A 13,685-nucleotide genomic window follows, 5' to 3' on the forward strand; every position below is an offset into this window, starting at 1 on the left:
GTTGCAAATGGATTAGATATAAGATACCCTAGTGTAAATAAAAACCTAATTGAAAGTATTGAACAAAAAGGCTTAGTCTTATCTGCTTATGAAGAAAAACAAAAAGCAAGAAACTATACTTTTGTTCTAAGAAATGAAATAGTTGTAGCCTTAGGTGAAGTTCTTATTGTTACACAAGCTGATTTAAATTCAGGAAGTTTAACTTCTGTTGAATATGCACTTAAAATGGGCAAAAAAGTCTATACCCTACCCCATAGAATAAATGAAAGTTTAGGTACACAAAAACTAGTACAAGAAGGCTTAATTGAAGCAATATATGATATTGATACCTTTGTAAATATATTTGCTAAAACTTCTTTTATTAAGCCTTTAAAAGATGATTTTTTAGAATACTGTCAAGGCTCACCTACTTATGATGAAGCTGTTTTAAAATATAGCGATAAAGTTTTTGAATATGAACTTCTTGGAAAAATTCAAATTAAAAATGGAAAAGTTTTTGTTTTATAAAAAGCAATATTTTACTATATAATATTTTTATATTTATATATCATATGCTAAAAAATTCAAGGACTTAATATGAATTTAAAAGTAGCTCAAATAAGTGATGTTGATTCAATTTTAAAACTACATTATAAGTATCAAGTAGATTCAATAAAAGAAGATGATAAAAAAGATGGTTTTGTAACAACTGCTTTTACTAAAGAGCAGTTAGAAGATATTATAAAAAAAGAACAAGGTATTTTTATTGCAGTTGATGAAAAGGAAGAAGTTTTAGCATATGTTATGTCTGCTTCATGGCAATACTGGTCAAAATGGCCTATGTTTGCTTTTATGATTGAAGACTTACCAAACCTTAATATATACAAAGGTAAAAAAATTACAGTAGATAATTCATATCAGTATGGGCCTGTATGTGTAGACAAAAAAGTAAGGGGTACTGGTATTTTAGAAAAGCTATTTGATTTTGCTCTTGATTATATGTCTAAAAGATATGAAATTTTAGTAACTTTTGTGAATAAAATAAACCCAAGATCATATGAAGCCCATAAAAGAAAGCTTGGACTTGAAGTAATCCAAGAATTTCAATACAATAACAATAACTACTACGAATTAGTATATGATACAAGTAAAAGAGTTTCACAAAGGTAAGAATGTCTAAGATTTTTTATATAGATAATCACTTCAAAAATATAACTATGAATAAGCACTTCCATGAGGAGTATACTATTAGTTTAGTATATGAGGGAGTGCATACTTTTATCACTGAAAAAGGTACTTTAAACGCAAGAGCAAACTCACTTCAAATAATCAATCCTTTTGAATACCACAGTACCCAAAAAAGTACTTGGTCTCATTTAAATATAATGATTCCAAAAGCTATCTTTGAACAAACAGCAAAAAACATACTTCAAAAAGAAATAGATTTTAGTATTACTTTAGAAAATATTATAAGTGATGAAGTAAGTATATCACTATTTAAAGACTTGTATGAAAGCTTAGAAAATGAGAATGTAAATGAAATACTAATCGATAGCAATCTTATAAATTTTGTAGAAAATTTACTTGAATTTCATTCACTCATAAAAGAAGAAAATATTAAAGCTACAAATTTAAATAAAGACAAAATAGAAAAGAGTCTTAAGTATATAGAAAAAAATATATACAGACAAGATTTAAATCTTGAAGATATCGCTTCACATATAAACTTATCAAAATATCACTTTTTAAGAGAGTTTAAAAAGAAAACTGGACTAACTGTGAATCAATTTATTCAAGTAAAAAAAGTTGTAAAAATAAGAGAACTTCAAAAACAAAACTTACCTCTTAGTCATATAGCATATGAGTGTGGTTTTACAGACCAATCTCATATGATAAAAGTATTTAAAAAACACGTAGGATATACTCCAAGTAAAGTAAAAAACTCTACTACAAGTTAATCTACACTACAGTGTTTTTTATTTTTTGTTATTCTTAAAATTAAATATCCTAATACCCCTGATAGTACAGAACCTATTAGAATTGCTAATTTATCTGTATAAAAAAAGGCATCTGAATCATTATAAGCTAGTGAGTCAATAAATAAACTCATGGTAAAACCAATACCTGTTAATACTGAAATTCCATATATCTGAAGCCATGTGGTGCATTTAGGAAGTTTTGCGAGTTTTAGTTTCACAGCAAGATAAGTAAAACTTAACACTCCAATTTGTTTCCCTAAAAATAGACCTAAAATAATACCTAAAGATACTGGGTTTGAGATTTTTTCAATAGACATTTCTCTTAAATCAATCCCTGCATTTACAAAAGCAAATATAGGTAAAACATAAAAAGCAACCCAAAAGTGTATATGATGTTGCAAGGTTTTCACAGGTGATATTCTTTTTTGTTTTTCTTCATCTTTTAAATTTAAAGGAATAGCAAAAGCCAATATGATACCAGTTAAAGTAGCATGAACCCCTGATTTTAAAATAAAAATCCATAAGAATATCCCTACAAGTAAATATGCTCCTAAAAGTTTTATTTGCATTTTATTCATAAGGTATAAAATCACAATTGTAAAAAAAGCCAATGATAATGCTTCAAAAGATACATTTGAAGTATAAAAAAATGCAATAATTAAAATTGCTCCTAAATCATCAAATATAGCTAATGCCATTAAAAATATTTTAAGAGAAGTTGGAACTCTATTTCCAAGAAGAGCTACAATTCCTAAAGCAAAAGCAATATCTGTAGCAGTTGGAATTGCCCAACCTCTAAGGGCAAAATCATCATTATAGTTAAAGAATACAAAGAAAAGTGCAGGAACTAACATACCTCCAATAGCTGCAATTCCTGGAAGAGCTATTTTTGAAAAGGAGGATAAATGACCTAATATTAACTCTCTTTTTATTTCTAAACCAATAAGCAAAAAGAAAATAGCCATTAAGCCATCATTTACCCATAGAATTAAGGGTTTTGATATATCTAAGGAATCACCAAATTTAAATACTATTGGTGTATGTAAGAAGGTATTATAAAATTCTGATAAAAATGTATTACTAAAAATCAAAGCAATACAGGTTACTATCATTAATATAATACCTGAGGTAGACTCATTTTTTAAAAATTTTCTAACTAAAACCTTCATTTTATTTCCACCTTTTAAAAAGAGTTGGTTTTAATTATCATTCTATTACAAAAATGTTTATTTTTAGTTAAAAAACAAATTAATGTCTTAACTGATAAGTAATATCTCCTGCTCCAACTCCTAAAATTATTCCTTCATCTAATACAGAAATAATCTTATCATCTTTTATAAGTTCAATCTTTCCATCACTTGTTTTTAATCTATCAACAAAAACTGGATTATATGAAGCAAACTCTTTTTGGAAGTCTATATCAAGTACAACTTCACCTGGAATTGTCCAAATAGGAAGTATAATTAACTCATCACATCTTCTAAAACATTTTTTAAAACCTTCTAAATTATCATGTGTTCTTGAATATTTATGTGGTTGCCAAATTACAACTCTTTTATCTAGATTTGTAAGGTTGTCATAAACTTCAACTGATTTCATAGTGGCTTCAATTTCTGTTGGATGGTGGGCATAATCATCAATTACAACCATTTTATCATGCTTTTGAACTATATCAAATCTTTTTTTAATACCCTTATAGTTTAAAAGATTTTCTCTAATAGTTTCAACATCAAGCTCTTCTAAGGCTGCTAAAATAGCAAGGGAAGCATCTAAGGCAATATGATAACCAAAACCCCAAACTTCAAAAGAACCTAAATCTTTTAAATCAAATCTTGTAAAAGGCTCTCCATCTTTTAGTAAAAAACATAAGTTTTTAATATCAGCACTTGGATATAAAAAGTTTGGATTTTTAATATTTAGTTTCTTGATATATTCATCTTCACCATTTAAAACATTTTTTTGACCTAAATTTATAAACTTCTCATAGGCTTGAAAAAACTTCTCATAATCATAATGATAATATTCCATATGCTCAGGTTCTGCATTTGTAACAATCGAGCAATAAGGATTTGAAAGTAAAAAAGAAGCATCTGATTCATCAGCTTCAAAAGCAACTAAATCATTTACATATCTAAAGTTTGAGCCAAAATCTTTTGATATAGCTCCTATAAGTGCTGAACTATCTAAAATTGAAGCTAAGATAGCTGTTGTTGTTGATTTACCATGAGCTCCTGCAACACAATAGTTTTTCTTATCACCTAAAATAATAGGTAAGGCTTCTTTTCGTGAAAGTGTTCTAATTTGCTTAAGTCTTGACTCAATTAATTCTGGATTTTCATCAGTAACAGCTGCTGAGTAAATTACTAAATCTAAACCATCACTAATATTTGAAGCATCTTGAGGACATGAAACTTTTATTCCCTCTTTTTCTAACTCTTTAGTAATAGGAGTACTTTTCATATCTGAACCACATACTTCATGACCATCATTTTTTAAAAATCTAGCTAAGGCTGAAAGTCCAATTCCACCTATTCCAATAAAATGAACTTTCATCTAGGCATCCAGTAAGGGTTGTAGTTTTTTATATTGTTCTTGTAAAAGCTCTTTATTCTCTTCTAAAAATTTATTTGGAATAAATTTAAAGTCAACTAAGAAATATCCATACTTTTCATTTGAACTATTCATGTCTAAATTAACTTCTGTTTCATAAAAATCATCTAAAGAGATATTTTTAGCAAGTACTACTAAAAGTACATTTAATGCTTGCTCTAAAATTTCATCATCAATAATATTTGCTAAAACAAAAACTAACTCTTTTGCTCCATCAAAGTTATCATATGACCATTTCTCAATTGCATGCTCATAAAAAGCTCTTACATAAAGTAAATTATTATCAACTAAATCAAGTTTTTTATTCTCATTTACTATTTTTTCAACATTTTCAAATGCAGTTATTAAAATAGCTTCATATAAAGAGTTTATTTTCTCTTCATCTAAACCAAGAACAAGCATAGAATCAAGTGTTTCATACATAGCTGAAATGTCTTTATTCTCCATAGATGAAACCCTCGTCTCTTCTAAATATTTTAAAAATTCAGGGTTAGTTCTTGCTTCATTTAACTCATTTTTGTCCATCAATAAAATCCTTTAATCTAGTTAATACCTCTTTAGTTTTTTGTGCATTTTCAACTAATGCAATTCTTACATATCCTTTACCAATACCATTTCTTCCTAGGAAACTTCCTGGTAAAACTTTTATATGTTTTTGTTTATAAAGCTCTTTTGTAAATTCTAGTTCATCTTTTACTTCAAGCCAGATATAAAAAGTTGCTTTTGGAGGATTTATTCCTAAAATTTCTTTTGCTAATTGAAAGTTTTCTTTATAAACTGCTCTAAACTCATCTACGTGCTCTTTATTATTCCAAGCAACTGCAGCAGTTATTTGTAAAGGCACAGGTGAAGCACATCCAACATAAGTTCTATATTTCATATAAGCTTTTAGAATCTCTTCATCACCTGCTACAAAACCTGATCTAAGACCTGGAGCTGAACTTCTTTTTGAAATAGAGTTCATTACAAGTACATTTTTAAAACTAGTGTTTCCAACTTCTATACTTGCTTCTAAAAGTGATGCTGGTTTATCATCTTCATCAAAATAAATCTCTGAATAACACTCATCATTTATTAAAATAAAATCAAACTCTAAAGCTTTTTTAACCCAAAGACCTAGTTCTTCTTTTGTCATTTCAGCAGATGTTGGATTATTTGGATAGTTTAAAATTACTAAATCACATCTTTTAAGTTCTTCATCACTAAGCTGTGCTTTAAAATCATTTTCTTTTGTTAAATCTATGTGAATAACTTCAGCTCTACTAGCAATCGCTGCACCTTCATAAATTTGATAAAAAGGATTAGTAAAAGCAATAACAGGATCTTTTTTATCAAAAAGAGCAAATTGAGGAAAGTTAAAAAGTGCTTCTCTTGTACCAAAAGTAGGAATTACTTCACTTTGTTTAATATCAACATTAAATCTTTCTTTTACAAAATTTACCATTGCTTGTTTTAACTCAGGTAAACCTCCACTTGCAGGATACTTCTTTAAAGAAGCAGTTGTTTCCTTTAAAGTTTTTTGAATAAAACCAGGTGTTTCAAATTTTGGCTCACCTATAGTTAAAGCTGATAACTCATATTCTTCATTAGGAACTACATCAGCTAATAGTTCATTTAACCTTTCAAAAGGGTATTTTTCAAAATTCATTATAAAACTTATCCTTAATTTAATTTTGCTCTTCAACTACTGGAATTAGAAGTTGATTATATTGATTCATATCAAAAGAGATATAATCTGTATTTGTATAAAAAAACTTAATAGAAAATCTTTTTTTAAACATCTCTTTTTTCAATGGTAAAATTTGAAGCATATTTTTTTGCTTTTTTAATTTTCTTATTGGATTTTCAGTACTTGAAATAATCTCTACTTTTTCATTAAAGATTTTTGCAAGATTCTCAAAGTGATCTAAAAGATTTGATTTATCTTCTTCTTCACCAATTGGATCTAAATCAAAAATTTTAGTTTTTGTTTTTATCTGACTTGCAACATCAAAAACCATAGGAGATATTTGTTCATAAGATGGTGTATCATTTAAAACTACAACTGTGCTTTTTACAGATTTTAGTTTTTCATTTCCTAATTTAAAAATAGGTACTTTAAAATCAATTAGTTTTGAAATAGCCTCTTTATTTTTAAACATCTCTTGAGTTAAAATAATCATACCTATGTCGTATTTTCTAAAGTCTTCTCTTAGTATTTTAAAGATTCCTGTATTTCCATAATCAATTATTAGTGTAATTGTAGGGAAATGCCTTAGTTCATCTTTTATAAAATTCATAATACCAACAGTAGTTGGTCTAGTAATTCTTACTATTAATTTTCTATTTTTTAGTCTTTGATTTAAAAACTTAGCTTCTAAAATAGCTTTTCTTACGCTCTCTTCTTTTTGCAAATATAAATCTAAATATAAATAGATGTTATGACCAAAAGGCATAGGAAACTGCCCTTGATTTTTTCCGATTGCATTAAATACTTGCATTAAAACATAAGGCTTACCAACTACTAAAATTACGTCGTTTGGTTTTAGTACAAGTGAGGGTTTAATAGTAAGAAGTTGTTGGTTTCTATATAAGGCAAAAATCTTCCATTTTTTTTGTTCAATCGAACCTATATATCTATAAGCATATGAACTACCAAATGGAATTCTGATTTCCATAATTTCACCTTGTTTAAGACCAATATTTTGGGCAACTACAGGAATATTTGGAAGTCTTTCAACCATTCCATTTGCTAAAACCTCAATACCTTTATAAACATTTACATAAGGATCATCAACCTCTAAACCCCAATAATCAAGTACATTCATTTGAAGATTTTGTTTATGTTCTCTAATATTTTTTATTACACTTATCATCTCATCTTTTGAGTTAAGTGCTATTAAAACTTCTGTGTGAATATTCTTATCTAAAACCATAGATAGTTTAGATTTTGAAGTTGGATCAAATTTATAAAAAGTAAAGTTTGAAGGTTTTTGAACAGGTAATATCAAATCACTCATGTAAATCACATCATATGCATTTTCATTAGTGTTAGCCTCAACAATTCTATGCATCAGCTTCTTAGCAACAATACCATCTAAAATTATCAATATCTTTTTCATTTTGATATTATATCTTAATTAAATTAATAGTAGATTTCAATAAAAACTTCATACATCTCTAAAAAATTATTTATACTTAAATCTACTGTTTTACTGATATCAATTTAATTATTTTAACTAAAATAAATAGCTTAATATATTTAGAAAATCAATTTTAATATGCTATAATATTTTACTAAAGGATAGTCATGAAAAAAGCATTTATTGATCAAATTATGTTAGGGATTTTTCTTTTCGCAACCCTTATAATTATAGGTGCGACTATACTAGATGATATTGAAGCTAGAAATAAATATTATAAACTTAAAGCTTTAACCAATAATGCTGCATTAAGTGCTGCAAAATACTATATTGATGTTGAAAATGATACAGATAATGCGGAAACTATTGCAAATAATATCTTACTTAAAACTTCCCTTGGTGCACAAATAAAAGATGAAATCACATATACTTGGGATTTTATATCTGACCCTTATACAGTAACAGTTTCACTTCCAAATTACACACATGAAACCTTTTGGTATAAATTCCTTGATTTAGCAAGTTTTGATTTAAACACAAGCTCTGTAGCAATAATAGCAGACTTAACAGAGACATCAGACTTATCACCATTTGGAATAAATGGATGTGATGATTCACATTTATTTAAAGACAATATAATAACATTTAATCTAAGTGGTCATAGAGGATATGCAGATACAGATTATGATGAATTTTATGGAGTTGATTTAGGAAATGCTTGTACAGCATCAGGTAATTCAAATTGGTCACATTTCAAAAATGAAATAAAATATTTTTATACTGATGATGGTTTTATAAGTAATGATCAGGATGTATTAGAAACAGACATATATACAGACTTTTGTGTTCCTTTAGTTGATTCTCTAGCAAAAGAACAAGATAATGACCCTAAACAAATAAGTCAATCTTTTAAAAATTTAGAAAACTCTTACGATTTAACAGGTGCAAGAATGCATATGGCACTATTTGAGTGTGGAAGTACAGCTGATAATCTATTAATTAATAAATTCATAGAAGTTGAACTTTTAGCAAATCCAAGTACAACATATAAAAAAGTTAATGGTGATTATGACCAATTTGAATTTCAACTAAGAATCATTGGAACAAAAACAAAAGATACAGTAAAACTAGTTAAGTAATTTTTCTTCATCTTTTTGTTTTAAAGGTATTTCAATAATAAAGCTCACGCCCTTATCTATATTTTTAGCGTAAATTTTACCTTTCATATTTTGTTCAATAATCATTTTTGACATATAAAGACCAATTCCAGTACCCTTTCCTTGCTCTTTTGTAGTGAAATATGGTTCAAATATTTTAAGCATAACTTCTTCGTCTATTCCACCAGCATTATCACTTATAAATATTTTTCCCATATCTTCATGCTTTTTTAGCTTCACACAAACTTCAGGTTTTGCAACTCTTTTTTCGATTAAAGCATCTTTTGCATTTGACAAAATATTTAGTAAAGCTTGAGCAAACTCATTTGGAAAACCAAAAACCTCTAAGCCTTTGTCAATATCTCTTTTCACACTAATATTATAGTTTTTAAATGTAGAACCAATTAGTTCCAATGAGCTATTTAAACTCTCATGAAGTAAAAAATTCTCTTTTTTCTTATTTGGAATAAAGAAGTTTCTAAAATCATCAATAGTTTTTGACATCATAGTAGTTAAATCTAAAGACTCATCAATTGATTTTTTCATAAACTCTTCATTTAGTTTTCCTATTTTATAAGATAAATCAATATTTTGAATAATAATTCCCAAAGCATTTAAAGGCTGTCTCCATTGATGGGCAATATTTCCTACCATTTCACCCATTGCAGCAAGTCTTGATTGTTGTAAAAGCATCTGTTCTTGCTCTTTTCTTTTCTCAATCTCTTTTTTTACTTTTGTATCAAGGTTTTTATTTAACTCTTCTAGTTGTTCTGATTTTTCATTTAGACTTTTATTTGCTTTTTCTAAATCTGCTGTTCTTTCTTGTACTCTTTTTTCTAAATCTGCTTGATATTTTTTAAGACTTTTTTGAGATGTACTAAGCTGTGAAATCATAGAATTAAAAGCTTTAGTTAACTCTCCTACCTCATCATTGCTAACATTATCAACTTTTATAACATCTAAATTATCAGAACTTACTTGAGATACTGTTTTATTAAGTTCAACAATAGGTCGAACGAAAGTTCTTGCTATATAAAAAGAAATTACAAAAGCTAAAAATGTAAAAGAGAAAAATAACACTAAATACTGAGCATAAAGATGCTCTAACTTTTCATAATATTTCTTTAAATCTAAACTAATATGAAGCCAGCCCCAAGTAATACCTGATATTTCCATTGGATATACATAGTGAAAAACTTCTTCATTTAAAAATGGTGAATGAACCATAGAACTTATAGGCGTTTTCTTTTGCATTTTAGTAAAAGTTTCACTAATTTCTTGTTTATGTTCCCAAGACTCTTTTCTAATTATGAAGTAATCTTTTTCATTAGATTTTGAGATTATTACATTTTTTACTTTGTCTGCTTTTTTTATATATTGTTTATTAAAATCAATAATTGAGGAGTCATCATCAATTAATAAAGATTTAGAAATTACAAAAGTAATAGATTGAGCTAAACTTTTTGCTTCTGACTGCATAAGTTCTAATACTGCTTTTTTCTGTAAAGACACTCCAATTACAGCAAAAATAATAGTAATCAAGGTGATTCCTAAAAAAAGAAGAACATATACTTTTTTAAATAGCTTATTTTTACTGTAATTTGTTTCCATATTATTTTAACTCTTTTCCTACTAATTTATCTATTTTTGCTAATGAGATTAAATAATCATGTACATACTTTAAATAATCTGCTTTTACATAGGCTTCTATGTATTGAGCTTGAACTACATCTTTTGGCTCAACTGCTTCTATTTGATAAGCTCTTATATTTAATTCTCTACTGTCTTTAGCAAGTTTTTTTGCTTTTTTAAGTGTTTTGATTTGTTTAAAACCAATCAGTGCATTTGTTAACTCATTTTTTACTTGCATAGCAACAGCATCTTTTAACATATCTTTTATTAGATACATTTTCTTTTTTTCAGCAATTTTTTCTTCAACTTCACTTGTAGTTTTAAAGCCATCAAATAATGGTAAGTTTGCTGCAAAACCTATATTCCATCTATTTCTTTGGTCTTCATTTAAAAAACCATACTCATATGAATTATAAGTTCTTGAAACCTCACCCATAAAAGCAAGAGTTGGATAATGACCTGCTTTTTTCTCTTTTATTTGCTCTCTTGTTATTTTTAAGGCTATATCTATTTCATTTATATCTTTATTTGAAGAGTATGCTTTTTCAACTAATTTTGCAAGAGTATAGTTTGGAGGAACAAGTCTGCTTGTATAAGAGATATTTACATCACTATCCCATGATAAACCCATTGAGTTTATAAGTGCAGATTTTACAAGATTTTTATTTGCTTCAAGTTTTGAAACTATTGATTCTATTAATGTAACTGTAACTTGAACTGATAAATAATCTGTCTTTTTAACAGTTAAAGACTCACCACTTTCATAAAACTTTTTTGTTAAATCAGAAATAAATTGCATTCTCTCATAAGAGTCTTTTGCGATTTTATGTAATTCATTTGTTAGAACATAACCATAGAAATACTTCTTAGTATCAAATACTACGCTTTCTTCTTCTCTTTTCATAGCATTAAAAGCAATTTGCTTATTTAGTTTTGCTTGCTCTATAATAGCTGAGATTTTTCCACCTGTATAGACTGGGTATTGTAGGTTTATTGAGCCTTTTACTGTATCTCTACCGTAACTTGTTGTATCTAAGTCTGCACTAATGCTTCCAGCAGGGAAAGCACTTGCAGGAGTATTTGCAATTGCAGTTTGTTGTGCTTGTCTTACCACTGCATTAGATTCTTTTAAAGTATTAGCTAAAGCCAAAGTCTTAGTTAATTCTGATGAAAGAGTAAAACTACCTCTTTGCTGATAAATAGGACTTTCATCTTTTCTAATACCCACTAACATAGCATTTATAGTTGGATAGTTTGCACTTAATGCTTGATTGTATTGAGCATTTGCAACTTCTAAAGCTAGTTTTGAAACCTTATTTCTTTTATTGTTTTCTAAAGCTATTTGAATAGCTTCTTCTAGTGTGATTGATTTTAATTCTTTTGAGTATAAAAAACTAATACTTAGCATGAAAACTAAAAGTAATTTCATTTATGACCTTTGTGTTAAATATTTATTATTATATCTAAAATTAAATAATATTAATTAAAGCTAGATTTAATAACTTTTTTATACAAGTATAGATACTATAAGATATCAAAAGAGGCCTAAACATAATGATAAATGAACAAATGCTAAAAGACATAACAGTATTATATGTAGAAGATGACAATGCCATACAACAAAACACTATAGTAACATTAGAACTTGTAAATGCCAAAATTATCCCAGCAGTTGATGGAATGGATGGTTTAGAAAAATTTAAAGCCAATGAAGAAGAGATTGATATTATAGTAACTGATCTTTCTATGCCTAATATGGATGGTTTAGAAATGATTGAGGAGATAAAAAAAATCAATAGAGATGTGCCAGTCTTAATCACAACCGCTCACCAAGATATAAGCTACTTAAAACAGGCAATAGAACTTGGTGTTACCTCTTATATAATCAAACCCATTGATATTAGAAATATTATTAAATCAATTTCAAAAGCCATTGAGCCTGTAAATGAAAGAAAAGAATTACTTCTAAAAATCAAAACTCTAAAAGAAGAGAATGAGAGTTTAAAAAAACAACTAGAAGAAAAAATATCAAGATAATTTAGATATAATTGCGAAATTTTAATCAAGGTTGATAGAATATATGCAATTTAAAATCGATGCAACACAAAATAAAGCTAGGGCTTGTACTATAAAAACAGCCCATAGTACTATTGAAACACCTGTATTTATGCCAGTAGGAACTCAAGCAACTGTAAAAGCTATGGATGCAAATGACCTACTTAGTATGGGTGCAAAAATTATACTTGGAAATACATACCATTTATATTTAAGACCAGGAAGTAAAATCATCAAAAAACTTGGTGGACTTCATGGTTTCTCAAAATTTCCAAACTCATTTCTTACAGATAGTGGAGGATTTCAAGCCTTTTCACTAAGTGACAACTCAAAACCTGATGATAATGGTATTATGTTTAAATCACATATTGATGGAAGTAAACACTACTTTACACCGCAAAGTGTACTTGATACACAATATGATTTAGGTAGTGATATTATGATGATTTTAGATGATTTAGTTGCTCTTCCAAATACTAGTGAGAGAATTAAAGAATCAATTGAAAGAACAACAAAGTGGGCAAAAGAAGCTATAACTTACCATAAAAGCCAACAAGAAAAAGGTATAGGTGTTGATCAAAATATCTTTGCAATTATTCAAGGTGGAACAGATAAAGAGTTTAGAAAATTAAGTGCCGAGCAGTTATGTTCTTTAACTGATTATGATGGATATGCTATTGGTGGATTAAGTGTAGGTGAACCAAACCAAGATATGTATGATACAGTTGAGTGGACAACACAGTTTATGCCAGAAGATAAACCAAGATACCTTATGGGTGTTGGACTTCCTGAGGACTTAATAGAAAACATCCATAGAGGTGTTGATATGTTTGATTGTGTTATGCCTACTAGAAATGCAAGAAATGGTACTTTATTTACATCATTTGGAAGAATGAATATAAGAAAAGCTGAATTTAAAGAAGACCCTAGACCTATAGATGAAGAGTGTGATTGTTATGCTTGTCAAAACTTCACAAGAGCATACTTAAATCATCTTTATAGAGCAGGTGAAATGACATACTTTAGACTTGCATCAATTCACAATATTCACTACTATTTAAATCTTATGAAACAAGCAAGAGCTGCTATTTTAGAGAATAGATGGGATGAATTTAGAGCTGAGTTTTATGAAAAAAGAGCTAAATAAGCTC

The 13,685-nt window shown here is 27.9% G+C and carries 13 protein-coding genes; 6 read left to right on the forward strand and 7 right to left on the reverse strand.

Annotated features, from left to right (window positions below; all coding sequences use genetic code 11):
- The first annotated feature begins 48 nt into the window (after positions 1-48).
- The 3 genes from NJU99_RS13335 to NJU99_RS13345 all read left to right on the forward strand — a co-directional run bounded on the left by NJU99_RS13335 (position 49) and on the right by NJU99_RS13345 (position 1,937).
- A complete protein-coding gene (locus NJU99_RS13335; RefSeq protein WP_346731824.1) occupies positions 49-507 on the forward strand; it encodes a DNA-processing protein DprA in 459 nt (152 codons plus the stop codon).
- A gap of 69 nt (positions 508-576) precedes the next feature.
- Positions 577-1,149 carry a GNAT family acetyltransferase gene (locus tag NJU99_RS13340; protein WP_254576399.1) on the forward strand — a complete coding sequence of 191 codons (573 nt, stop codon included), beginning with the start codon at positions 577-579 and terminating at the stop codon, positions 1,147-1,149.
- Positions 1,150-1,151: 2 nt separating this feature from the next.
- Positions 1,152-1,937 (forward strand): AraC family transcriptional regulator, encoded by a 786-nt coding sequence (locus NJU99_RS13345; protein WP_254576400.1) that lies wholly within the window; start codon positions 1,152-1,154, stop codon positions 1,935-1,937.
- Here the strand turns inward: NJU99_RS13345 and nhaA are convergent.
- The 5 genes from nhaA to NJU99_RS13370 form a co-directional block, all read right to left on the reverse strand.
- Entirely contained in the window at positions 1,934-3,127 is a 1,194-nt protein-coding gene (gene nhaA / locus NJU99_RS13350; RefSeq protein WP_254576401.1) for a Na+/H+ antiporter NhaA, read from the reverse strand. The genes NJU99_RS13345 and nhaA overlap by 4 nt on opposite strands.
- Positions 3,128-3,206: 79 nt before the next feature.
- Positions 3,207-4,511: a UDP-N-acetylmuramate--L-alanine ligase gene (murC, locus tag NJU99_RS13355; RefSeq protein ID WP_254576402.1), complete on the reverse strand. Its 1,305-nt coding sequence runs from the start codon at positions 4,509-4,511 to the stop codon at positions 3,207-3,209.
- Positions 4,512-5,093, reverse strand: coding sequence for a hypothetical protein (locus tag NJU99_RS13360; protein ID WP_254576403.1), 582 nt, complete (start codon positions 5,091-5,093; stop codon positions 4,512-4,514).
- A complete protein-coding gene (locus NJU99_RS13365) occupies positions 5,080-6,216 on the reverse strand; it encodes a succinyldiaminopimelate transaminase (RefSeq protein WP_254576404.1) in 1,137 nt (378 codons plus the stop codon). Before NJU99_RS13365 ends, NJU99_RS13360 begins: the two co-directional genes overlap by 14 nt.
- 19 nt (positions 6,217-6,235) lie before the next feature.
- Positions 6,236-7,669, reverse strand: a complete 1,434-nt coding sequence (locus NJU99_RS13370; protein ID WP_254576405.1) for a COG3400 family protein — start codon at positions 7,667-7,669, stop codon at positions 6,236-6,238.
- A 188-nt stretch (positions 7,670-7,857) separates the two neighbouring features.
- Between NJU99_RS13370 and NJU99_RS13375 the strand changes: the two genes are divergently transcribed.
- Entirely contained in the window at positions 7,858-8,829 is a 972-nt protein-coding gene (locus NJU99_RS13375) for a hypothetical protein (protein ID WP_254576406.1), read from the forward strand.
- Here NJU99_RS13375 and NJU99_RS13380 read toward each other — a convergent pair.
- Positions 8,818-10,389, reverse strand: a complete 1,572-nt coding sequence (locus NJU99_RS13380) for an ATP-binding protein (protein WP_254576407.1) — start codon at positions 10,387-10,389, stop codon at positions 8,818-8,820. The two genes, NJU99_RS13375 and NJU99_RS13380, sit on opposite strands and share 12 nt — an antisense overlap.
- A gap of 70 nt (positions 10,390-10,459) precedes the next feature.
- Positions 10,460-11,908 carry a TolC family protein gene (locus NJU99_RS13385; RefSeq protein ID WP_254576408.1) on the reverse strand — a complete coding sequence of 483 codons (1,449 nt, stop codon included), beginning with the start codon at positions 11,906-11,908 and terminating at the stop codon, positions 10,460-10,462.
- Between the two features lie 125 nt (positions 11,909-12,033).
- On the opposite strand from NJU99_RS13385, the gene NJU99_RS13390 reads away from it, so the two are divergent.
- Positions 12,034-12,516, forward strand: a complete 483-nt coding sequence (locus tag NJU99_RS13390; protein ID WP_254576409.1) for a response regulator — start codon at positions 12,034-12,036, stop codon at positions 12,514-12,516.
- 43 nt (positions 12,517-12,559) lie between these two features.
- Positions 12,560-13,681, forward strand: coding sequence for a tRNA guanosine(34) transglycosylase Tgt (gene tgt, locus NJU99_RS13395; RefSeq protein WP_254576410.1), 1,122 nt, complete (start codon positions 12,560-12,562; stop codon positions 13,679-13,681).
- The last annotated feature ends 4 nt before the right edge of the window (positions 13,682-13,685 follow it).

Source organism: Arcobacter roscoffensis (genome assembly GCF_024267655.1).
In the GTDB taxonomy this organism is placed as follows: Bacteria; Campylobacterota; Campylobacteria; order Campylobacterales; family Arcobacteraceae; genus Arcobacter_B; species Arcobacter_B roscoffensis.